The organism is Antribacter soli, assembly GCF_021568775.1.
Lineage (GTDB): Bacteria > Actinomycetota > Actinomycetes > Actinomycetales > Cellulomonadaceae > Antribacter > Antribacter soli.
Genome location: NZ_JAKGSG010000047.1, coordinates 1 through 23168, shown reverse-complemented (window position 1 = coordinate 23168; position 23168 = coordinate 1). Strand labels below are relative to the sequence as shown.

The following is a 23168-nucleotide window of genomic DNA, read 5'->3' as shown; positions in this document are numbered from 1 at the left end:
GCCGCGGCCACCCCGAGGAGTCACCCGTCGTCATGCCGTCGCCAGCGGAAGGTGCGGATGCCCACGACGAGCCCGGCGACGAGCCATACGGCCAGCACACCAGCCGTCAGGCCGAGCTGCCACGAACCGCTCGGCTCGAGCGACACCATCTCCGGTGGCAGGAACACCGACCGCAGGCCCTGCGCCAGCCACTTGAGCGGAAACAAGGAGGCGGCCGTCTGCAACCACGCGGGCAGGCTGTAGAAGGGGAAGAACACGCCCGAGGTGAATTGCAGCACCAGGACCACCGGGATCACGACGGCGCTCGCGGACCGGCCCGAGCGCACCGCCGACGAGAAGGCGACGCCCAGGACCGACCCCGTGGCCGTGCCGAGCACGAACACCCACGCGAAGGTGAGCCAGGCACCGGCCTCGGACGGCAGCGGCACGTCGTAGGCGAGCGCCGCGATCGCGATCAGCACGGCCGTCTGCACCGTGGCGACCGCCAGCACCTGCGCGACCTTCCCGAGGAAGTACGCCGACGCCGGGAGCGGGGTGGCGCGCAGGCGCTTGAGCGTCCCGTCGTCCCGCTCGACGGCGATGGCGAGTGCCAACGTCTGGAAGCTCGACAGCATGATGCCGGTCGCGATCATGCCGGGCAGGAAGTACCGGGCGAAGTCGACCCCGGTACCCGCAGAGCCCGCCTGTTCGCTGCCGAAGACGGTGGCGAACAGGGCCAGCATCAGGATCGGGTACAGGAAGACGAAGACCACGGCGTCGCGCTCGCGTGTGAACGAACGCAGTTCGACGCTCGCCCGCGCGAGCGCGAGCGACCATATCCCGGGAAGCCGGCCCCGGCCGGTGGGGCGTGCGGTGTGGGTGCTCATCGGGTTCCCTCCTCGGCGGCGGTCCCGGTCTGGGCACCGGTGGTCGTGCCGACGGCGCCCACCTCGGCGCCGATCAGGCTCAGGTACACGTCCTCGAGGCTCGGCCGGACGACCTGCAGGTGCGGCACCTCCCCGTCTGGACCGGCCGCCTCACGGGCGAGGCGCGCGACGAGCTCGGTGGGCCGGTCCGTGACCTCCGACCGGGGCGCACCGTCCTGCATCCACGAGACCAGGGGCGTGCGTGCCTCGGCGCCCCCGAGCGTGCCGGGCGGGCCCTCCGCGACCACCACACCTTCGCGCACCACGACGACCCGGTCCGCGAGCCGCGCCGCCTCGTCGAGGTAGTGCGTCGTGAGCAGGATCGTGGTGCCGCCGTCGCGCAGCGACTCGACGAGCTCCCAGAAGGTGCGGCGCGCCTGCGGGTCGAAGCCGGTGGTGGGCTCGTCGAGGAACAGCAGCTCGGGGCGACCGACGATGCCGAGCGCCACGTCCAGCCGACGGCGCTGGCCGCCCGACAGGGCGCGCAGGCGTGTGCGCGCCTTCTCCTCGAGGCCCACCGTGGCGATCAGCTCGGCCGGATCACGCGGCTCCGGGTAGCTGCGGGCGGTCGCGCGCACCACCTCCCCGACCGTGAGCTCGCCCAGGTCGCGCGAGTCCTGCAGGACCACACCGATGCGTGCCCGCCACGCGCGGTCGGCCCGGGCCGGGTCCTCGCCCAGCACCAGCACCTCGCCGTCGTCACGTGCCCGGAACCCCTCGAGGATCTCGACCGTCGTCGTCTTGCCCGCCCCGTTCGGGCCGAGAACCGCGACCACCTCTCCACGGCCGACGTCCAGGTCGACGCCCGCGACCGCCTGCTTCCACCCCGTGCGCGCCGTGCCGTACCGCTTGCGCAGGCCGCGGACCCGCACCGCCTGGCCTCCCGTCGTCTCCATGGGTCCACGCTCCCGCACGGAGCCTGTCAACGCGAGCATCGGGCGGGTGGAACCCGCCCGCCACCGAACGGTGGACGGGCCCGTCCGTGGCCGTGCGACGACCCCTTGCAGGCTCCACGACACCGCCCGGCGCAGGCGCGTCGCGTGACGGAATGCTGGTTCGACCCGGGGGCTCTCGTGCCGTACAGTTGTGCCCCGGTGGTTGATGCCCGCCATGCTGGAGCGTGCCTGAGGCGCGTGCGGCGGACGGCATCGAACACGAAGGGTAGTGGCGCAATTGGTAGCGCAGCGGTCTCCAAAACCGCAGGTTGCAGGTTCGAGTCCTGTCTACCCTGCCAGCGTGATCCCCAGCGGGGCCGCGCGCAGCGGGACCGCGTGAGTGGTTCCGGGAACGCCAGTCCGCGCCGCCGACAGGCGGTGCACCGTGCCACGGAGTGGGGTAGCAGTGAGCGAGTCGCCGGCTGAGGCCGTGGGTGCGCCCGTCAGCAACGCTGACGAGCGTCCGAGCAAGGGCCGTCCGAACGTCTTCGCCCGGATCGCTCTTTTCGTCCGTCAGGTCGTCGCGGAGCTGAAGAAGGTGGTTGCACCCACCCGCTCCGAGCTCCTCACCTACGTGTCCGTCGTGCTGGTGTTCCTCCTCGTGGTCATGCTGTTCGTGACGGCGCTGGACTATGGCATCGGTCAGGCCGTCCTCTGGGTCTTCGGCGACTGAGCCACTCCCGCCGCCCGGCATCCGGGCGGGCCCCGGGCAGTGGCCCGGCGACGTGGGCGTGCACGGCGGGCGTCGTGACGCGATGCTGTCGAGAGGATCCCCGCGAGAATCTCGTAGAGGTACGCACACAGGTGCCGGGTTTCCGGCACGGGAGAAGAAAGCAGGTTCGTTCGTGTCCCAGGATTCGCTGGACCAGACGGAGAACGTCGACCTCGAGCTGCCCGCCGCTGAGAGCGACGAGGCAGGCGCAGGCACGCCCGCGGACACCGAGCCTGCCGACGTGCTTGCTGACGTCGAGACGGACGCGGAGCCGGACGAGGCTCGCCCGGTCGACGAGGACGGTGACGTCGTCGAGGACGAGGTCGCCGAGTTCAAGCGCACGCTGCGTTCCCAGCCCGGCGAGTGGTACGTCATCCACTCCTACGCGGGCTACGAGAACCGTGTGAAGGCCAACCTGGAGAACCGCATCCAGAGCCTGAACATGGAGGACTACATCTTCCAGATCGAGGTCCCCATGGAAGAGGTGGCCGAGATCAAGAACGCGCAGAAGAAGATCGTGCGCCGGGTCCGCATCCCGGGGTACGTCCTCGTGCGCATGGACCTCACGGACGAGTCGTGGGGCGCCGTCCGGCACACGCCGGGCGTGACGGGTTTCGTCGGTCACACGCACCAGCCGGTGCCGCTGACGCTCGAAGAGGTCTTCTCGATGCTGGCACCGACGCTCGCGCCGAAGCCGGAGGCCGGCAAGTCGGCCGCCGCCGGGGCGACCGCGAAGGCCCCCGTCGAGGTCGACTTCGAGGTGGGCGAGTCCGTGACCGTCACCGACGGCCCGTTCGACACGCTGCCCGCCACGATCTCCGAGATCAACGTCGAGAACCAGAAGCTCAAGGTTCTCGTCTCCATCTTCGGCCGGGAGACCCCGGTCGAGCTGTCGTTCAACCAGGTCGCCAAGATCTGATCCCGTTCCCGGGAAGACGCAGCACCCGCAATCGGGTCATCGCCCGCGGCGTAGGCCCATTCACCAGAAAGTAGAAGCATGCCCCCGAAGAAGAAGGTCTCCGGCCTTATCAAGCTCCAGATCAACGCTGGTGCGGCGACCCCCGCGCCCCCGATCGGCCCCGCGCTCGGTCAGCACGGCGTGAACATCATGGAGTTCTGCAAGGCCTACAACGCGGCGACCGAGTCGCAGCGCGGCAACGTGATCCCGGTGGAGATCACGGTCTACGAGGACCGTTCCTTCACCTTCATCACGAAGACCCCGCCGGCTGCCGAGCTCATCAAGAAGGCCGCCGGCGTGGCCAAGGGCTCGCCGACCCCGCACACGACGAAGGTCGCGACGCTGACCGGGGACCAGGTGCGCGAGATCGCCACCCAGAAGCTCCCCGACCTCAACGCGAACGACCTCGAGGCCGCCACGAAGATCATCGCGGGCACCGCTCGCTCGATGGGCATCGTCGTCCAGGGCTGACGGGGTCGTGGCCGGTCGGGGCGCAAGCCTCGGCCGGGCCATGACGCAGTCAGCCCTGGACGCCAGCAGCACGGTCAGGGCTGACGAAGCTTCGGCCACGGTCCTTCGGGACCGAGCCGACCAGGGTGACCGACCGACGTCGGGCACCCGCAGTGGGAGGGTCCGCCCGGACCCGACACGACCACGACAAGGAGACAGAGAATGACGAAGCACAGCAAGGCCTACCGGGCCGCCGCGGAGAAGATCGACCGCGACGCGCTCTACGCCCCGCTCGACGCGGTGCGCCTGGCCAAGGAGACGTCCAGCACGAAGTACGACGCGACCGTCGAGGTCGCATTCCGCCTCGGCGTGGACCCCCGCAAGGCGGACCAGATGGTCCGTGGCACCGTCAACCTGCCGCACGGCACGGGCAAGACCGCCCGCGTCCTCGTCTTCGCGAACGCGGCGAAGGCGGAGGAGGCCCGCGCGGCCGGTGCCGACATCGTCGGTGGCGACGAGCTCATCGAGCGGGTTGCCGCCGGCTTCACGGACTTCGACGCGGCTGTCGCGACCCCGGACCTCATGGGCAAGGTCGGTCGCCTCGGTAAGGTGCTGGGCCCCCGCGGCCTCATGCCGAACCCGAAGACCGGCACCGTGACGATGGACGTGGCCAAGGCTGTCACCGAGATCAAGGGCGGCAAGATCGAGTTCCGCGTCGACAAGCACTCGAACCTGCACTTCATCATCGGCAAGGTCTCGTTCGACGAGACGCAGCTGGTGGAGAACTACGCCGCAGCGCTCGAGGAGGTCCTCCGCCTCAAGCCGTCCGCGTCGAAGGGTCGCTACATCTCGAAGGCGACCATCGCCACCACGATGGGCCCGGGCATCCCGGTCGACCAGTCCCGCACCACCAAGCTCCTCGAGGAGACGCAGGCCTGAGCCTGAGTCTCTTGCGCGGCGCGCCGCGGGCGCGCCTGCTGAGCAGCTGACGAGCGGCCCGGCCACCCTTCATCGGAAGGGCGGCCGGGCCGCTCTCGCGTATCCAGAGAATTCGCACCGGAAGTGTCATCCGCGATGTATCCAAACCGGCCTTCCCCCCTCCCTCCTAGGTGAACGGACCTGAGGAACTGACACGGGGTGGGGTGAAATAGCACATGGGAGGCCTTGCCCGCCGTCTCTCGCGCGCGGTCGTCGCCCTAGACTCGGCGCGTCCCTATCCTGTGCGCCCGGCCGGCCCGGGCGCCGTGCACACACTCGGCGATGCGATGACACGACCCACCGACGCCCTGCCCGAGCCAAACGTGGACGGGGTGGAGACCAGCCTCGGCGACCGCGCGGCGCACGCGCTCCTGGAGTACCGCGCAGGCAGGCAGCACGCGCTCGGCGAGCTGATCCGTGAGGCGACGCCGCTGCTCTGGCACACCGTGCGTGCCCAGGGGGTCGACCGCCAGGAGGCGGACGACGTGGTCCAGCACACGTGGGCCGCTCTCGTGAAGCACGCGAACACGATCACCGAGCCCCACGCCGTGCTGAAGTGGCTCCTCGTCACCGCACGCCGTGCCGCCTGGGAGGCCGTCCGCAAGACGCGGGACGACGCCCGACGCCGCGCGGACCTCCCGGACGACAGCCCCGACCACCCGGCGTCGCTCCCTGCGAAGGACCCGACGCCGGACGTACGGGTTCTGCAGGACGAGCGGGACCGGATCCTGTGGGGCGCGATGGCGCGGCTGCCCAAGCGCTGCGAGGAGCTGCTGCGCCTCGTGTCCCTCGCCGACCGGCCCGACTACCGGGCGATCTCCGCCGCGATCGGCATGCCCATGGGCAGCATCGGATCGACGCGTGGCCGCTGCCTGGCCAAGCTGCGCACCATTCTTGACGAGCAGGGGGACTTCTCGTGGACGACCTGACTTCCGACGCGGGCGTTCCCGTGCCCGACGCGTACGACCCGGGCGGCCCGCCGGACGAGGTGGACGCCGCGGTCCTGGCACGCCTTGCACGCATCACCGCGCGCATCGACCCCGTACCCGAGGGGCTCGTGGAACGGTCACTCTTCGCGGCGACCCTTGCCGGCCTGGAGGCCGAGGTCATGGAGCTCGCCTACGTCGAAGCCCCGCTGACCGGAGTTCGTGGCGACACTCTCGGCGGTACCGGCGAGGCGACGCCGGTCGAGGCGCGCACCATCACGTTCACCCACGAGTCGCTCACCGTCATGATCTCGTTGTCCGGGGCCCAGGGAGGCCAGGTCCGCGTCGACGGGTGGGCGGTGCCCGCGGGGGTGCTGTCCGTCGAGCTGCACCGGCCGGGGACGGACCCGCTGGTCGTGGCGTCCGACGTGGACGGGCGGTTCTCGTTCGACGCCGTCGACAGGGGGCTGGCAAGCCTGGTTGTGCGTCGGGCCGACGAGGCGGTCGCCGCGGACGGCGGCGCGGGCGCGGTGAGCACGCCGGTCATCGAGATCTGACGTATTGGCGCGTCACGGCGGACGCGCACCGGACGGTCTACGGGCCGTCGGCAATTCCGGTCGCGCAGGGGACTCGGCCGGCACAACGTGAGTGATCACCGATCGAGAGGTATTGCCATGAGCGAGCCCAAGCCCGAGCCCGTCCTGCGCGTCCGGGACCACGAGGGAGGCTGGCGGCCTGTCCGGGAGCTTGATCCGGCGCGAGCGCAGCGCCGTCGCGGTGGCCGCGTGGCCCCCACACGGTACGTGGCGGACCGGCTCATCGTCCGGGGCATCCCTGGTGCCGACCAGGACGTCGTCATCGAGGCCGCGATCGCGGCCGCCCAACGGCGCGGCCTTTCCTACGTGCTCCAAGAGGCGCCGGCGCGCGGCGAGGCGTCGCGAACCGCGGTGTCGCTCGTCGTCGAGGGCGACGAGGTCGACGCCTGGGACCTCCTCGACGAGGCAGTCACCGGGGTGGACGACGAGAATCGCGTCCGAGCGGGCCTCGACCACGTGCTGAGCGGGCACCGGAACACGGTGGGATTCGCCCGCCCGGGGGGCGCCCGTCCGGCGCACCGGCCCGGTCCACCGCCACACCGGGTGCATGCTTCCGGCGCCACGTCGCACGTGACGGCGGAGGGCCTCCAGCGACCGGTCGTGGCGATCGTCGACACGGGGATCGGCCGTCACCCCTGGTTCGACGAGGGCGATACCGTGATCCGCGACGCCACGATCGATGGGAGCCCGCTCGGTACTTACCCGGCCGAGGAGCCCGACGGCGACGCGGTGCCCGAGCGGACGGCGGAGGGAGCGATCATCCCGAGCCACGCCGGTCACGGAACGTTCATCGCCGGCATCGTGCACCAGGTCTGCCCGGATGCTGCACTACTGCCGGTGCGAGTCCTCGGCCAAGATGGGCTCGTGACCGAGTGGGACCTCGCGCGCAGCCTCGGGCGGCTCCTCGAGTACCACGTCCGAGGTGTGTCGGGTGTCGAAGAGCACAGCGGCGTCGATGTCGTCATCCTGGCATGCGGGTTTGTCCCCGAGTCGGTCGAGGACGACGACTACGAGGGCGTGCTCCGTGGTGTCCTGCGCGACCTCCGACGGGAGGGTGTGCTCGTTGTCGTCTCCGCGGGAAACGATGGCACCCGGGCGCCGGTCTTCCCGGCGGCGTGGGCGCCCGAAGTCGTGAGCGACGGCGACCGCGTTGCACCGGCGAACCCGACCGACCTCACGGACGACTATCCGCCACTCCTGGTCGTCGGCGCAGCGAACCCGAACGGCACGCTCGCCGACTTCAGCAACGACGGACCGTGGGTCACGACGAGCCGCCCGGGCGTCGAAGTTCTGAGCACGTTGCCGGTGACCTACGACGGGCCGGCGGTTCCTGAGACACGTCGTGTCGACGGTGAGCAGGAGTCTCTGGACGCGGACGACTTCACCGGAGGCTTCGCGCTGTGGAGCGGAACCTCGTTCGCGGCTCCGGTGCTCGCCGGCGAGCTGGCTCGGACACTCTTCGACCGACGCCTGGCGGCGGGCGACGGCGATCCCGACGACCGCTCCTCGCGCGTCTCGACGGCATGGGATGCTATCTACTCCGTGGAGGGACTCTACGTGGCTGAGCCCACGACCTGACGTCATGGGGGTGCGCGGATCCGATGCCGGAGGATCTCTGGGCCAGGCTCACCGCGCGACTCGAGGAGGCGCGCGAGTTCAGCCTGCGTGCCGAGGCAGGCAGGGCGGCGGCGCTCTACCAGCGTCTGGTCAACGAGCTCCGTTCACTCCCAGACCCAATGGAGGCTGGTGACGGTGAACAGAAGTCGACTCTCCTTGTCCGGACGTATCTCGGCCTGAGTACCTGTGTACTCAGGCAGCCCGGCGGCGACAAGCGCGTCATGGAGGTGCTGGGTCTGGCCGGCCACGTCGCTGAGTCTTCCGGTCGGCCAGACCTGGCTGGTCTCGTGGCGGGTCAGTACGGACTCGTCCTGATTCGGACCGGCCAGCCTCGTGATGCGCTCGCGGCTCTCACTCGCGCTCTTGAGCTTCACGGCCCGTCCGACCATCGTGATCGCGCGACGACGTTTCTCAATCGAGGAAGCGCTCACATGGAGCTCGGCGACTTCGCCGCCGCTCTCACGGACTACCAGTCCGCCCATGCGCACTCGGTGGCGCTCAACCATCCGTTCTTCATGGCGTTCTCGCTTCACAACATCGGATCCGCCAAGCACTTGCTCGGGGACATACCGAGCGCATTGACGGACATGGCACGGGCAGCGAGACTCGCCCCCGATCAGCGGGACGGCATCCCCCTGCTGGGCCGCGCCGAGGTGCTCTTCGAGGGCGGCCTCCTCGCCGATGCCGAGGAACTCCTGGTCGAGGCGATTCCCCAGCTCACCGCTGCAGGACTTCGCCTCGATCGCGCTGAGGCCGAGTACTACCGCGCGCGCTGCCTCGTCGGACTGCAGCGGTACGGCGAGGCCCGAGCCCTGTCCCGGCAGGCACGTCGACACTTCGCGCGCGTCGGCTATGCGCCGCGTGCAGTCCTTGCCCGCGTCCTGGAGCTTGAGGCCGCGCTGACGCCGGTGCGCCAGGGGGAGGGCGTCACCCGGGCGGCTGCACGCCGCCGAGCCACGGCGGCGCTCGTGGCCGCCGAGCATGGCGACGTGGCCGGTCCGGTCCTTGGCCACCACCCAGGCGATGCGGCGCGGCTCGTCGCAGTGCAGTGGCTGTTGCAGGCGGGTGACATGGATCGGGCGCGCGACGTCTTCGCGCAGGTGCCACGTGACGCTCCGCGTGCCCCGCTCACCCTCCGCGTCCAGCGCTACGTTGCCGCCGCGGAGCTCGCCTTTGCCGAGGGCGACCGTCGCCGCGGCCTGCGCGCTGTGCGGGAGGGGTTCGCTCTTCTGAGCGACCACCGTTCGCGCCTGGGGAGCGTCGAGTCGGTGACGGCGGCCGCCGTGCACGGCGTCGAACTCCAGTGGGTTGACGTTCGCGCGGCACTTGTCACCGGCCGCCCTGCCGCCCTGTTCGACGCCCTGGAGCGCGGCAGGGCCGTGGGCGCAGGCGTCGGCCGCGTCACCCCTCCTGAGGATCCGGAGGCCGCAGCCCTGCTCACGGAGGCACGGGGTCTCCTGGCGAAGGCGCGCGAGCTCCCGGCCACGGGAGACAGGGCGGCCATCACCGAACGTGAAGTCCTGACACGCCGCGCCCGCCGGATCCAGGCCGAGGTCCGGGAGCGCTCGTGGCGGCACGCAGGCGAGGCGGTCGGCCCCGAGCGCGCGGTGACGGCGCGCGAGGTCACGCGCCTGCTCGCTCAGCGCGGCGATGGTGCCGTCGTCGTGAACTTCTCGGTCGTCGACGGTCACCTCCGTGCGGTTCGCCTGGACGCCCGCGGCGCAACGATGATCGACCTCGGCCCCACCGCCGACGTCGGCGAGCGCGTGCGCCGCGTCCGCGCCGACCTCGCGATCACCGCGAACGACCTCATCCCCGCACCGTTGCGTGCCGCCGCTCAGGGGTCGCTCCGCCGCAGCCTGCAGGCGCTCGACGACGCGCTCGTCGTGCCGCTCCGCGCCTCGGGCGACCTGTACGTGGCCGCCCGCGAGCCGCTGATCAGCATCCCTTGGTCGGCCCTCCCGTCCCGGGCTGGACTGCGGACCGCGGTGCGCTCGTACGTCGCGCGCGGCCGCTCGCACGCGACGCCGTCGGGCGGGCGTCGGGTCCTCACGGCCGCTGGCCCCGGCGTAGCCCAGGGCGAGGCGGAGGCGAACGCGGTCGGCGCGATCTGGCTCCCAGCGGCGCCGGCCGACGAGGTCGTCCCCGCCGACCCGGGCGCTCAGGCCCGGCAGGCGACGGTCCTGACCGGCACCGCCGCGACGACGGACGCCGTGCGGAAGGCGCTCGCGACGCACGACGTCGTGCACCTTGCCACGCACGGACGGCACGACGCCGACAACCCGCTGTTCGCGTCGATCGAGCTGGCGGACGGCCCGCTCTTCGCGCACGAGCTGGACGGCCTGCGCCTGCCCGACTCCGTGGTGGTCCTCTCGTCCTGCGAGGTCGGCGGCCACACGGCGGTGCTCGGCGGCGAGGTGCTTGGGCTGACGTCGGTCCTGCTCCGGCTGGGTGCCCGGGCCGTCATCGCCTCCGTGGCCCCGCTGTCCGACGCGCTCGCCGCCGAGGTCATGCCGCGCCTCCACGCCCACCTGCGCGACACGGACGACCCGGAGGCGGCGCTCGCGGCCGCGCTGGCCGACGTGTCGGAGCCCGTCCCGCTGGTGTGCTTCGGCTCGGTGGAGGGCCTGGCGTCATAAATCATCCCTAATGTCCCGTAAATGGCTATAAGGTGTTTCGACGCCGTCAAATGGGCGGCGCATCGAAGGGAGTCCGGATGAACAACATGCTCCGCCGTGCCTCAGTCGTCGTGTTCGTTGCTCTCACGCTGGTCGGTACCGCGTCCGCCGCGCAGGCTGACACCGGCGCCACCAGCGTCATCAACCCCTACACGGTCGGTCACTGACCTGCCGCCGGCCCCGGCCCGGAGTCGGGCCGGGGCTGGCCTGTACCCACGACCGTCCCGGCGCCGCGACTCCGCCGGCCGTTGATCGCCGGGATCCCGTGCCGCTACCTTTGGCGCGGGCGGCCCACCGTGGCCGGGGAGAGATGAGAACGTCGTGTGGCCGGAGCTCGAGACGGAGCTGCTCGCGGCGCGCGACCTGAACTTCAGGTCTCGTCCAGCGCAGGCGTTGCGGCGCTTCCAGCGCCTGCTCGACAGGCTGGGCAAGGTGGACCCCGCCGGCCTGGACCCCCAGGACCGTGCCCGCTGGGCGGACGCGACGGTGCGTTCTCTGATGGGGGAGGCGTTCGCCGTCCAGGCGGTCTCCACCGACCTCGACCGGGCGCTCGCGCTGCTCGACGAGGCCGGGCGGCATGCGGCCGAAGCGCCGGCGGCCGTGCGCGGCGGGCTCCCCGCGGCGGTGGCGGGGTACCGGGGGCTGCTGCTCCTGCGGTCGGGCCGGTCGGAGATGTCGCTGCCCCACTTCGACGGCGCGCTCGCTGCGGCCGGCTCTGCCACGTGCGCGGTGGTGGTCCCGGCGGCCTCCGCCACCGGCGCAGCCGCTGCCGAGCAGCAGACGCCCGCCCCCGTCCCGGACCGGGACCTCGCGACGATCCACCTCAACCGTGGCGCAGCCCTCACGGACCTGGGCCGCCTCGCCCCGGCGCTGCGCGACTACGAGGCCGCGATCACCTACGCACGCCGGGCGGACCAGCCGTCGATCGTGGCCCTGGCGCTGCACAACATCGGCTTCGTCCGGTACGCCCTCGGCGACCTGCCGGCCGCGCTGAGCGCGATGAACGAGGCTCGTGCGACGGCCCCCGACCGCGAGGACGGCGTCCTCGACATCGGGCGGGGTGCCGTGCTGTTCGAGGCAGGCCTGCTGGAGGACGCGGAGCGCGTCCTCGCCGCCGCCTTGCGCCGCATGCGGGGCCCGGGCCGGAGCCTGGACCGCGCGGAGGTCGAGTACTACCGGGCGCGCTGCCTCCTGGCGCTGGACCGGTACGACGAGGCCCGGCGCAGCGCGGCATTCATCCGCCGGCACGACATCCGCGGCAAGCACGGCCCGCGCATCGCGATGGCGCGCGTCTTCGAGCTCGAGGTCGACGTGGCCCAGGCCAGGGACGCGACGCGGACGGGCAGCGTCGTCGCGCGCGGTCTCGCCCGGCGCCGGGCCACGCGCGCGCTGCGCGTCGCCGAGCAGGTCGACGGCGCTGGGGTGGTCCTGGGCCGGGAGTCGGGCGGCGCAGCCCGGCTCGTCGCCGCGCAGTGGTACCTGCTCGCGGGCGACCTGGAGCGGGCCGACGCCATCCTCGCGACACTGCCCCGCGGCTTCGCGGGCGCGACGCTCACGCACCGCGTGCAGTACTACGGGACGGTCGCGGAGCTCGCGTTCGCGACGGGCCGGCGGGCGGCCGGGCTGCGGGCCGTGCGCGCCGGCTACGGCCTGCTCAGCGCGCACCGTGCCCGGCTGGGCGCCGTCGAGTCCATCGCGGCCGCGGCGACGCACGCCGTGGCGATCCAGGTCGTCGACGTGCGGGCAGCGGTAGCGACCGGGCGTGCCGCTGCGGTGCTCGACGCCCTCGAGCGCGGCCGGGCGACGGGCGCCGGGGCAGGGCGCCTCACGCCGTCGGGCGACGCCGGGGCCGCAAGCCTGCTCACCCAGGCCCGCGGCCTGCTCGCGCAGGCGCGTCACCTGCCCGCCGGGTCGGCCGACCGCGACCGCCTCACCGACGCCGCCCGCGCCTTGCAGGAGCAGGTCCGCGAGCACACCTGGGTGCACGCGGGCGACTCCGACGCCGTCCGCCCGGTGACCGCCCGCGAGCTGCGCGCGGCCCTGGCCGCGGACGGCCGCGGCGTCGTCGTGGCGAGCCTGGCCACGTTCGGCGGGCGCGTCATGGCCGTGCGGGCCGACGCCGCCGGCACCCGCCTCCTTGACCTCGGCGACCCGGCCGAGGTGGCCGAGCAGGTGCGCCGCGTGCGCGCCGACCTGGCGGTCACGGCCAACGACCTCATCCCCGCGCCGCTGCGCGACGCCGCCCGCCGCTCGCTCGGGCGCGGCCTCGAGTGGCTCGACGCGACCCTCGTCCTGCCCCTGCGCGCGGACGGCCCGCTGCACGTCGTCGCGCGGCACCCCTACCTCGGTGTGCCCTGGTCGGCGTTCCCGTCCCGGCGGGGCCTGCCGACCTGGGCCAAGTCCTATCTTGCGCGCGGTCACGGCGCCCCCGCGGCCGGCGAGCGACGCGTGCTCGTCGCGGCCGGCCCGCACGTCGCCGAGGGCGCGGCCGAGGCCCTCACCGTGGGCGAGGTCTGGCCGGGATCGCTCGTGCTGCTGGGCGAGGCCGCGACCACCGGCGCCGTCCGGGAGGCGCTCGCCACGCACGACGTGGTGCACCTCGCGGCGCACGGCCGGCACGACGTCGCGAACCCCCTGTTCGCCTCCGTCGACCTGGCCGACGGCCCGCTGTTCGCCCACGAGCTCGACGGCATGCGCCTCCCGGGTTCGGTGGTGCTGCTCTCTGCCTGCGAGGTGGGCGCATCCTCGCCGCGCGGTGGGGGAGAGGTCCTGGGGCTGACGTCGGTGCTCCTGCGGCTCGGGGCACGCGCCGTGATCGCGTCGGTGGCCCCGCTGTCCGACGCCGTGGCCGCCAAGGTGATGCCCCGCGTCCACGCCGAGCTCCGGGCCGGGCGCCCGCCGGCGGCTGCGCTCGCGGAGGCGCTCGCGGGCTTCGACGAGCCGGTCCCGCTGGTCTGCTTCGGCGGCCTGGAAGGCCTCGCCCCCTGAGCCGCACCCCGTCGCCCGGGGTGTCCGACGCCGGACCGGTCGCCTTCCGCGCGCGGCGACCCGTCCGTCGCCGGACGGCCTGTGGTGAGCGACACCCCCGCGCGGGCCGCACGGCCGCGCAGATCGTGTAACCTGTTCAGGTAACCCAAGACCGCCGGTCGTCCGACGCTGCCTGGTGACAGGACAGCAGAAGACCGAAGTCCCGCGAACCGCGGAGCCTGCGCAGGAGACACAGAACGACGATCGCGCGGCTCGCCGCGTGCTCCGAGCCCCGTGCGCCTGCGCCGGGGCTCTTCTCGTTCCCGGGTCGGAGAAGCCGGTGGTACCACCACCGGAAGGATTGCCATGGCGAGGCCGGACAAGGCAGCCGCCGTCGCGGAGATCGCGGACAAGCTCCGCGGCTCGAACGCGGCCGTGCTGACCGAGTACCGCGGGCTCACCGTCGCGCAGCTCAAGACGCTGCGTCGGACGCTCAGCGGCAACGCAACCTACGCCGTGGTGAAGAACACGCTGACTGCCATCGCGGCCAAGGAGGCGGGTGTCGAGGGTCTCGACGCCGAGCTCTCCGGTCCGTCCGCGATCGCGTTCGTGACCGGGGACCCGGTCGAGGCCGCGAAGGGCCTGCGTGACTTCGCCAAGGCGAACCCTGCACTGGTCATCAAGGGCGGTGTCCTCGACGGGCGCCCCCTGACCGCGGCAGAGATCACCAAGCTCGCTGACCTCGAGTCCCGCGAGGTCCTGCTGGCCAAGGCGGCAGGTGCCATGAAGGCGAAGCTCTTCCAGGCTGCCTACATGTTCACCGCGAAGCCCGCCGAGGTCGCCCGCGCTGTCGATGCCCTGCGTCAGAAGCAGGAATCGGAGGGCGCTGCCGCCTGACGCGGCAGTGCATGCACACACCCCCGCTTCTGACTGGGCGAGCGCCCGCAGAACGCACTTACCGAAAGGAACGCCATCATGGCGAAGCTCAGCACCGACGAGCTCATCGACGCTTTCAAGGACCTCACGCTCATCGAGCTCTCTGAGTTCGTGAAGGCCTTCGAGGAGACCTTCGACGTCACCGCCGCGGCGCCGGTCGCCGTTGCCGGCGTTGCCGGCCCGGCCGCCCCCGTCGAGGAGGTCGAGGAGAAGACGGAGTTCGACGTCATCCTCGAGGCTGCCGGCGACAAGAAGATCCAGGTCATCAAGGAGGTGCGCGCCCTCACGTCCCTCGGCCTCAAGGAGGCCAAGGACCTCGTGGACGGCGCCCCGAAGCCGGTCCTGGAGAACGTCGCCAAGGACGCTGCCGAGAAGGCCAAGGCTGCCCTCGAGGGCGCCGGCGCCACCGTCACCCTCAAGTGACACGAGCGGCTCACGGATCCCGGTGACGGGACCTCGCCGCTCTCTCGCCGCGAAGGCCCGCACCCCTCGGGGTGCGGGCCTTCCGCGTCCGGGCGCCCGGGTGGTGTCCCCGGTTGCGGCTCGGGTGAGGTATCGTCGCGCCCGGCACCGTTCGGCAGCGTTGCGGATACGCACCAATTTCCCGATCCCGGCCACCTCGGCGTGCAGCCGGGGCCGGGAGTAGACATACTTGCTCTCATTAGGTATGCTAGCGCTTTGCGCCCGCGTGTGCCCTCGACGCCTCCACTGCTTTCGCGTATGCCCTGGTCATAAAGCCCTGGTCGCATCCCTCCTGCAAGGGATGCCCCTGTGGCGACCGCATACGTGGCAGTTTGCATCCTGCAGCACCGCAGAGCGTACAGCGTTCACCCGAACTGCAGGGAAGGACCCCTCTTGGCTGCCTCGCGCACCCCTTCAGCTCCGTCCGCCGACGCCATTGCGAACCGCACCGCTTCCCGCCGCGTCTCTTTCGCCAAGATCTACGAGCCACTCGAGGTCCCTGACCTTCTCGGCCTGCAGACCGAGAGCTTCGACTGGCTCCTGGGCAACCCCGCCTGGCAGGCCAGGGTCGATGCGGCAAAGGCCGCGGGCCGCAGCGACGTCCCGGAGACCTCCGGGCTCGAGGAGATCTTCGAGGAGATCTCCCCGATCGAGGACTTCGGCTCGTCGATGTCGCTCTCCTTCTCCAACCACCGTTTCGAGCCGCCGAAGTACACGGCCGACGAGTGCAAGGAGAAGGACTTCACGTATGCCGCCCCGCTGTTCGTCACCGCGGAGTTCGTGAACTACACCACCGGTGAGATCAAGAGCCAGACGGTCTTCATGGGCGACTTCCCGCTCATGACGGAGCGTGGCACGTTCATCATCAACGGCACCGAGCGTGTCGTCGTCTCCCAGCTCGTGCGCTCGCCCGGCGTCTACTTCGAGCGCGTGCCGGACAAGACGAGCGACAAGGACATCTTCTCCGCGAAGATCATCCCGTCGCGCGGTGCCTGGCTCGAGTTCGAGATCGACAAGCGCGACGCCGTCGGCGTGCGCGTCGACCGCAAGCGCAAGCAGTCGGTCACGGTGCTGCTCAAGGCCCTCGGCATGCCCGAGGCGCAGATTCGCGAGGAGTTCGCGGACTTCCCGTCGGTGCTCGACACCATGGAGAAGGACCACGTCCACACCGCGGAGGAGGCCCTGGTCGACCTGTACCGCAAGATCCGCCCGGGTGAGCCGCCGACGGTCGAGGCCGGCCGCGCGCTGCTCGAGAACTTCTACTTCAACCCGAAGCGTTACGACCTCGCGAAGGTCGGCCGCTACAAGGCGAACAAGAAGCTCGGCGTGGACGCTGCGCTCAACGAGTCGACGCTGCGGCTGACCGACGTCGTCGCCACGATCAAGTACCTCGCCGCGCTGCACGCCGACAAGGAGACCATCCCTGGTGTCCGCGGCGGCGAGCCGGTCGAGGTGCGCGTCGAGACGGACGACATCGACCACTTCGGCAACCGTCGTATCCGCGCCGTGGGCGAGCTGATCCAGAACCAGGTGCGCACGGGCCTGTCCCGCATGGAGCGCGTGGTCCGCGAGCGGATGACGACGCAGGACGTCGAGGCGATCACGCCGCAGACCCTGATCAACATCCGCCCGGTCGTGGCGTCGATCCGTGAGTTCTTCGGCACCTCGCAGCTGTCGCAGTTCATGGACCAGAACAACCCGCTCGCCGGCCTGACGCACAAGCGCCGCCTGTCCGCGCTGGGCCCCGGCGGTCTGTCCCGTGACCGCGCCGGCATGGAGGTCCGTGACGTCCACCCGTCGCACTACGGCCGCATGTGCCCGATCGAGACCCCTGAAGGCCCGAACATCGGCCTCATCGGCTCGCTCGCGTCGTTCGGCCGCATCAACCCGTTCGGCTTCATCGAGACGCCGTACCGGAAGATCGTCAACAACAAGGTCACCGACGAGGTCGTGTACCTGACCTCGGACGACGAGGACCGTCACGTCATCGCGCAGGCCAACACCCCGCTGACCGAGGACGGCTCGTTCGTGCTCGACCGCATCCTGGTGCGCACCAAGGGTGGCGAGACGAACGACGTGCCGATCACCGAGGTCGACTACATGGACGTCTCGCCGCGCCAGATGGTGTCGGTCGCGACGGCCCTGATCCCGTTCCTCGAGCACGACGACGCGAACCGCGCCCTCATGGGTGCGAACATGCAGCGCCAGGCCGTGCCGCTGGTCCGCTCCGAGGCGCCGCTGGTCGGCACCGGCATGGAGCGTCGCGCGGCGGTCGACGCGGGCGACGTCATCGTGGCCACGAAGCCGGGTGTCGTCACCGAGGTGTCGGCGGACCTGGTCCTCGTCGCGAACGACGACGGCACCACGGGCTCGTACCGCATCAAGAAGTTCGTGCGCTCCAACCAGGGCACGAGCTACAACCAGCGCGTCCTGGTCGACGCCGGCCAGCGGGTCGACGTCAACTCGGTGCTGGCTGACGGCCCGGCGACGGACGAGGGCGAGCTCGCGCTCGGCCGCAACCTGCTCGTGGCCTTCATGTCGTGGGAGGGCCACAACTACGAGGACGCGATCATCCTCAGCCAGCGCCTGGTGGAGGACGACATCCTGTCGTCGATCCACATCGAGGAGCACGAGGTCGACGCGCGCGACACGAAGCTGGGCCCGGAGGAGATCACGCGGGACATCCCGAACGTCTCCGAGGACGTCCTGGCGGACCTCGACGAGCGCGGCATCATCCGCATCGGTGCCGAGGTCGGCGCGGGCGACATCCTGGTCGGCAAGGTCACCCCGAAGGGTGAGACCGAGCTGACCCCGGAGGAGCGCCTGCTCCGTGCCATCTTCGGCGAGAAGGCCCGCGAGGTGCGTGACACGTCCCTCAAGGTGCCCCACGGCGAGTCCGGCACGGTCATCGGCGTGCGCGAGTTCAACCGGGAGGACGGCGACGAGCTGCCCGCCGGCGTGAACCAGCTCGTGCGCGTCTACATCGCGCAGCGCCGCAAGATCACGGTGGGTGACAAGCTCGCCGGCCGTCACGGCAACAAGGGCGTCATCTCCAAGATCCTCCCGCAGGAGGACATGCCGTTCCTCTCGGACGGCACCCCGGTGGACGTCATCCTCAACCCGCTCGGCGTGCCCGGCCGTATGAACGTCGGTCAGGTGCTCGAGACCCACCTCGGTTGGGTCGCCAGCCGCGGCTGGGACATCGAGCTGGCCGAGGACAAGGACGCCGCCTGGAAGGACGACGTCCCGGTCGTGGCGCACCGCTCCGAGCCGCGCACCCCGGTGGCGACCCCGGTGTTCGACGGCCTGCAGGAGAACGCGCTGCGTGGCCTGCTCTCCACGACGCTCCCGAACCGCGATGGCGACCGCATGGTCGGCGGCGACGGCAAGGCGCTCCTGTTCGACGGCCGCGCCGGCGAGCCGTTCCCCGAGCCGGTCTCGGTGGGCTACATGTACATCCTGAAGCTCCACCACCTGGTCGACGACAAGATCCACGCGCGCTCCACCGGCCCGTACTCGATGATCACGCAGCAGCCGCTGGGTGGTAAGGCGCAGTTCGGTGGCCAGCGCTTCGGCGAGATGGAGGTCTGGGCTCTCGAGGCGTACGGCGCCGCGTACACGCTCCAGGAGCTCCTGACCATCAAGTCGGACGACGTCCCGGGCCGCGTCAAGGTCTACGAGGCGATCGTCAAGGGCGAGAACATCCCCGACTCGGGCATCCCGGAGTCCTTCAAGGTCCTCCTCAAGGAGATGCAGTCGCTCTGCCTGAACGTGGAGGTGCTGTCCAGCGACGGCGTCTCCATCGAGATGAAGGAGTCCGACGACGAGGTGTACCGCGCCGCTGAGGAGCTCGGGATCGACCTGTCCCGCCGCCCCAACGCCGCGTCCAGCATCGACGAGATCTGACACGGGGCCCGACGCCGGAGCCCGCCCTTCCACGGAAGGTGACCCTCCGGCGTCGGGCACCGCACGCAACCCATCTCCACCGCGCCGGCCCCGCACGCGACCCCCAGCGGGAGCCATGGCAGACGAAGGAAGTAGGACACCTTGCTCGACGTCAACGTCTTCGACGAGCTGCGCATCGGCCTGGCCACGGCCGACGACATCCGTGCCTGGTCGCACGGCGAGGTCAAGAAGCCCGAGACCATCAACTACCGCACCCTCAAGCCCGAGAAGGACGGCCTCTTCTGCGAGAAGATCTTCGGCCCCACCCGGGACTGGGAGTGCTACTGCGGCAAGTACAAGCGCGTGCGCTTCAAGGGCATCATCTGCGAGCGCTGCGGCGTCGAGGTGACGCGCTCGAAGGTGCGCCGTGAGCGCATGGGCCACATCGAGCTTGCCGCGCCCGTCACGCACATCTGGTTCTTCAAGGGTGTGCCCTCGCGTCTGGGCTACCTGCTGGACCTCGCCCCGAAGGACCTCGAGAAGGTCATCTACTTCGCGGCCTACATGATCACGTCGGTCGACAACGAGGCCCGCCAGGAAGACCTCCCGAACCTCCAGAACGAGATCGACCTGGAGAAGAAGGAGATCGCGGACCGTCGCGACAACGACATCAACACCCGTGCCCAGAAGCTCGAGGCCGACCTGGCCGAGCTCGAGGCCGAGGGTGCCAAGGCCGACGCGCGCCGCAAGGTGCGCGACTCGGCCGAGCGCGAGATGGCGTCGATCCGCAAGCGTGCCGACGCCGAGCTCGACCGCCTCGAGCAGGTGTGGGACCGCTTCAAGAACCTCAAGGTCGCCGACCTCGAGGGCGACGAGATGCTCTACCGCGCCCTGCAGGACCGCTACGGCACCTACTTCGAGGGCTCGATGGGCGCCTCGGCGATCCAGAAGCGCCTCGAGAGCTTCGACCTGGTGGCCGAGTCGGCCTCGCTCCGCGAGACCATCCGCAGCGGCAAGGGCCAGCGCAAGACCCGTGCCCTGAAGCGCCTCAAGGTCGTCAACGCCTTCCTGACGACGACCAACTCGCCCACGGCGATGGTGCTCGACGCCGTCCCGGTCATCCCGCCGGACCTGCGCCCGATGGTGCAGCTCGACGGTGGCCGCTTCGCCACGTCGGACCTGAACGACCTGTACCGCCGCGTCATCAACCGGAACAACCGCCTCAAGCGGCTCCTGGACCTGGGCGCGCCGGAGATCATCGTCAACAACGAGAAGCGGATGCTCCAGGAGGCCGTCGACTCGCTGTTCGACAACGGCCGCCGCGGCCGCCCGGTCACGGGCCCCGGCAACCGTCCGCTGAAGTCGATCTCCGACATGCTCAAGGGCAAGCAGGGCCGGTTCCGCCAGAACCTGCTCGGCAAGCGCGTCGACTACTCCGGCCGTTCGGTCATCGTGGTGGGTCCGTCGCTCAAGCTGCACCAGTGCGGCCTGCCGAAGCAGATGGCGCTGGAGCTCTTCAAGCCGTTCGTGATGAAGCGTCTCGTGGAGCTGAACCACGCGCAGAACATCAAGAGCGCCAAGCGCATGGTCGAGCGCACCCGTCCTGTCGTGTGGGACGTGCTCGAAGAGGTCATCACCGAGCACCCGGTGCTGCTCAACCGCGCGCCTACGCTGCACCGTCTGGGCATCCAGGCGTTCGAGCCGCAGCTCGTCGAGGGCAAGGCCATCCACCTGCACCCGCTCGTGTGCGCCGCGTTCAACGCGGACTTCGACGGCGACCAGATGGCGGTCCACCTGCCCCTGAGCGCCGAGGCGCAGGCCGAGGCCCGCATCCTCATGCTCTCGAGCAACAACATCCTCAAGCCGTCGGACGGCCGTCCGGTGACCATGCCCGCACAGGACATGATCATCGGCCTGCACCACCTCACCAGCGACCGTCCGGGCGCCGAGGGCGAGGGCCGCGTGTTCTCGTCCCAGGCCGAGGCCATCATGGCCTTCGACCAGGGCACGCTCGACATCAACGCGGTCATCCGCGTGCGCATGACGGACCTGGTTCCGCCGGCCAAGGGCTTCGACGCGCCCGAGGGCTGGGAAGAGGGTCAGCCGATCCTGTTCGAGACCACGCTGGGCCGCACGATCTTCAACGAGACGCTGCCGGTCGACTACCCGTACGAGAACGGTGTCGTCGACAAGAAGCGCCTCTCGACGATCGTCAACGACCTCGCGGAGCGGTACCCCAAGGTGGAGGTCGCGGCGTCGCTCGACGCGCTGAAGGACACCGGCTACAAGTGGGCCACCCGCTCGGGCGTCACGATCGCGATCTCCGACGTGGCCATGCCGGACGTGAAGAACCAGATCCTCGACGAGCACGAGGCTCGGGCCCTGAAGGTCCAGCAGCAGTTCGACCGCGGTCTGATCACGGACGACGAGCGCCGTCAGGAGCTCATCGAGATCTGGACCCAGGCCACCGACAAGGTCGCCTCGATCATGCGCGAGAACCTCGAGTCCAACCCGCGCAACACGCTGCTGCGCATGGTCGGCTCCGGTGCCCGTGGTAACTGGATGCAGGTCCGTCAGATCGCCGGTATGCGCGGCCTCGTGGCGAACCCGAAGGGCGAGATCATCCCTCGCCCGATCAAGTCCAACTACCGCGAGGGCCTGTCCGTCCTCGAGTACTTCATCGCGACGCACGGTGCGCGCAAGGGTCTGGCGGACACGGCTCTCCGTACCGCCGACTCGGGCTACCTCACGCGTCGTCTGGTGGACGTCTCGCAGGACGTCATCATCCGCGAGGAGGACTGCGGCACCGAGCGCGGCCTCACCCTCCCGGTGGCGGAGCGCATCGGCGACACCCTGGTGCCGCACCCGCGCGTCGAGACGAGCATCTACTCGCGCACGTTCGCGACGGACGTCGTGGACGGTGACGGCAACGTCATCGCCGCCGGCGGCTCCGACGCGGGCGACGTCATCATCCGCGAGGTGATGGCGGCCGGCATCGAGAGCGTCAAGGTGCGCTCGGTGCTGACCTGCGAGTCGCGCGTCGGCACGTGCGCCAAGTGCTACGGCCGCTCCTTGGCCACGGGCAAGCTCGTGGACATCGGCGAGGCCGTCGGCATCATCGCCGCGCAGTCGATCGGCGAGCCCGGCACCCAGCTGACGATGCGTACGTTCCACACCGGTGGTGTGGCGTCCGCGGACGACATCACGCAGGGTCTGCCGCGCGTCACCGAGCTCTTCGAGGCCCGCACCCCCAAGGGTGAGGCGCCCATCGCGGAGTACACCGGCCGTGTGACGATCGAGGACACCGAGCGCACGCGCCACCTCGTCCTCACGCCGGACGACGGCTCGGAGGAGATCCGGTACCCGGTCACCAAGCGTTCCCGGCTCCTGATCACCGACGGCGACCACGTCGAGGTCGGCACCCAGCTCGTGCAGGGTGCTGTCGACCCGAAGAAGGTGCTGCGGATCCTCGGCCCGCGCGCCACGCAGAAGCACCTGGTGGACGAGGTCCAGGAGACCTACCGCAGCCAGGGCGTGGACATCCACGACAAGCACATCGAGGTCATCGTGCGGCAGATGCTGCGTCGCGTGACCGTGCTCGACTCGGGTGACGCGCCGCTGCTGCCGGGCGAGCTCGCGGAGCGCAGGCGTTTCGAGGACGCCAACCGTCGCGCCGTGGCGGAGGGTGGCCAGCCGGCCTCCGGCCGTCCGGAGCTCATGGGCATCACGAAGGCCTCGCTCGCGACGGACTCGTGGCTCTCGGCGGCCTCCTTCCAGGAGACCACCCGCGTGCTCACCGAGGCCTCGATGAGCGGTCGTCGGGACCCGCTGTTGGGTCTCAAGGAGAACGTCATCATCGGTAAGCTCATCCCCGCCGGAACGGGCCTGCCCCGCTACCGGAACGTCGCGGTCGAGCCCACCGAGCAGGCCAAGGCCGAGCTCTACCCGAGCTTCGGTTACGACGAGATCGACTTCCCGACGCTCGGCATGGGCTCCGGCGAGGCGATCCCGCTCGAGGACCTGGACTTCGGCGACTACCGCTGATCCTTCTCCCGTCCGTACCGAAGTAGTCGGCCCGTCCCTTTCGCCCAAGGTTCTCCTCGGGCGAAAGGGACGGGCCGACTCCCTTCGGCACAACCCGTGCGGGGTGACCCCCGTGCGAG

Annotated in this window: 17 protein-coding genes and 1 tRNA gene; 15 read left to right on the top strand and 3 right to left on the bottom strand. The window is 70.8% G+C overall.

Going from position 1 to position 23168, the window contains the following annotated elements:
* Nucleotides 1-20: 20 nt before the first annotated feature.
* Together L1785_RS17570 and L1785_RS17565 are read right to left on the bottom strand one after the other, a co-directional pair.
* Entirely contained in the window at nt 21-866 is an 846-nt protein-coding gene (locus tag L1785_RS17570) for an ABC transporter permease (RefSeq protein ID WP_236090585.1), read from the bottom strand.
* On the bottom strand, nt 863-1801 hold the full coding sequence (locus L1785_RS17565) for an ABC transporter ATP-binding protein (protein ID WP_236090584.1): 939 nt from the start codon (nt 1799-1801) through the stop codon (nt 863-865). Before L1785_RS17565 ends, L1785_RS17570 begins: the two co-directional genes overlap by 4 nt.
* A 262-nt stretch (nt 1802-2063) precedes the next feature.
* Between L1785_RS17565 and L1785_RS17560 the strand changes: the two genes are divergently transcribed.
* From L1785_RS17560 to L1785_RS17525, 8 genes are all read left to right on the top strand, one after another.
* Nucleotides 2064-2139, top strand: a tRNA-Trp gene (locus L1785_RS17560).
* 107 nt (nt 2140-2246) lie between these two features.
* Nucleotides 2247-2513, top strand: a complete 267-nt coding sequence (secE, locus tag L1785_RS17555) for a preprotein translocase subunit SecE (RefSeq protein ID WP_236090583.1) — start codon at nt 2247-2249, stop codon at nt 2511-2513.
* 172 nt (nt 2514-2685) lie between these two features.
* Entirely contained in the window at nt 2686-3471 is a 786-nt protein-coding gene (gene nusG, locus L1785_RS17550) for a transcription termination/antitermination protein NusG (RefSeq protein WP_236090582.1), read from the top strand.
* A 78-nt stretch (nt 3472-3549) separates the two neighbouring features.
* Entirely contained in the window at nt 3550-3981 is a 432-nt protein-coding gene (rplK, locus tag L1785_RS17545) for a 50S ribosomal protein L11 (protein WP_236090581.1), read from the top strand.
* A gap of 201 nt (nt 3982-4182) precedes the next feature.
* Nucleotides 4183-4899: a 50S ribosomal protein L1 gene (gene rplA, locus L1785_RS17540; RefSeq protein ID WP_236090580.1), complete on the top strand. Its 717-nt coding sequence runs from the start codon at nt 4183-4185 to the stop codon at nt 4897-4899.
* Nucleotides 4900-5225: 326 nt separating this feature from the next.
* Entirely contained in the window at nt 5226-5867 is a 642-nt protein-coding gene (locus L1785_RS17535; protein WP_236090579.1) for an RNA polymerase sigma factor, read from the top strand.
* Complete coding sequence (locus tag L1785_RS17530) at nt 5855-6421, top strand: hypothetical protein (RefSeq protein ID WP_236090578.1); 567 nt, start codon at nt 5855-5857, stop codon at nt 6419-6421. The genes L1785_RS17535 and L1785_RS17530 overlap by 13 nt, the downstream gene beginning before the upstream one ends.
* 117 nt (nt 6422-6538) lie before the next feature.
* On the top strand, nt 6539-8038 hold the full coding sequence (locus L1785_RS17525; RefSeq protein ID WP_236090577.1) for a S8 family peptidase: 1500 nt from the start codon (nt 6539-6541) through the stop codon (nt 8036-8038).
* A gap of 143 nt (nt 8039-8181) precedes the next feature.
* Here L1785_RS17525 and L1785_RS23500 read toward each other — a convergent pair whose 3' ends face one another.
* A complete protein-coding gene (locus L1785_RS23500) occupies nt 8182-9318 on the bottom strand; it encodes a hypothetical protein (protein ID WP_443627194.1) in 1137 nt (378 codons plus the stop codon).
* 27 nt (nt 9319-9345) lie between these two features.
* Between L1785_RS23500 and L1785_RS23280 the strand changes: the two genes are divergently transcribed.
* The 7 genes from L1785_RS23280 to L1785_RS17490 all read left to right on the top strand — a co-directional run bounded on the left by L1785_RS23280 (nt 9346) and on the right by L1785_RS17490 (nt 23049).
* On the top strand, nt 9346-10716 hold the full coding sequence (locus L1785_RS23280; RefSeq protein WP_236090595.1) for a CHAT domain-containing protein: 1371 nt from the start codon (nt 9346-9348) through the stop codon (nt 10714-10716).
* 77 nt (nt 10717-10793) lie between these two features.
* The gene (locus L1785_RS22915; RefSeq protein WP_268915421.1) at nt 10794-10922 is read left to right on the top strand and encodes a hypothetical protein; all 129 of its coding nucleotides are present in this window, start codon (nt 10794-10796) and stop codon (nt 10920-10922) included.
* Between the two features lie 154 nt (nt 10923-11076).
* Nucleotides 11077-13743: a CHAT domain-containing protein gene (locus tag L1785_RS17510; RefSeq protein WP_236090576.1), complete on the top strand. Its 2667-nt coding sequence runs from the start codon at nt 11077-11079 to the stop codon at nt 13741-13743.
* Between the two features lie 345 nt (nt 13744-14088).
* Complete coding sequence (rplJ, locus tag L1785_RS17505; RefSeq protein WP_236090575.1) at nt 14089-14619, top strand: 50S ribosomal protein L10; 531 nt, start codon at nt 14089-14091, stop codon at nt 14617-14619.
* Nucleotides 14620-14697: 78 nt separating this feature from the next.
* Entirely contained in the window at nt 14698-15081 is a 384-nt protein-coding gene (rplL, locus tag L1785_RS17500) for a 50S ribosomal protein L7/L12 (RefSeq protein ID WP_236090574.1), read from the top strand.
* Nucleotides 15082-15513: 432 nt separating this feature from the next.
* Nucleotides 15514-19026, top strand: a complete 3513-nt coding sequence (gene rpoB, locus L1785_RS17495) for a DNA-directed RNA polymerase subunit beta (RefSeq protein WP_236090573.1) — start codon at nt 15514-15516, stop codon at nt 19024-19026.
* Between the two features lie 141 nt (nt 19027-19167).
* The gene (locus L1785_RS17490) at nt 19168-23049 is read left to right on the top strand and encodes a DNA-directed RNA polymerase subunit beta' (protein WP_236090572.1); all 3882 of its coding nucleotides are present in this window, start codon (nt 19168-19170) and stop codon (nt 23047-23049) included.
* Nucleotides 23050-23168: the final 119 nt, after the last annotated feature.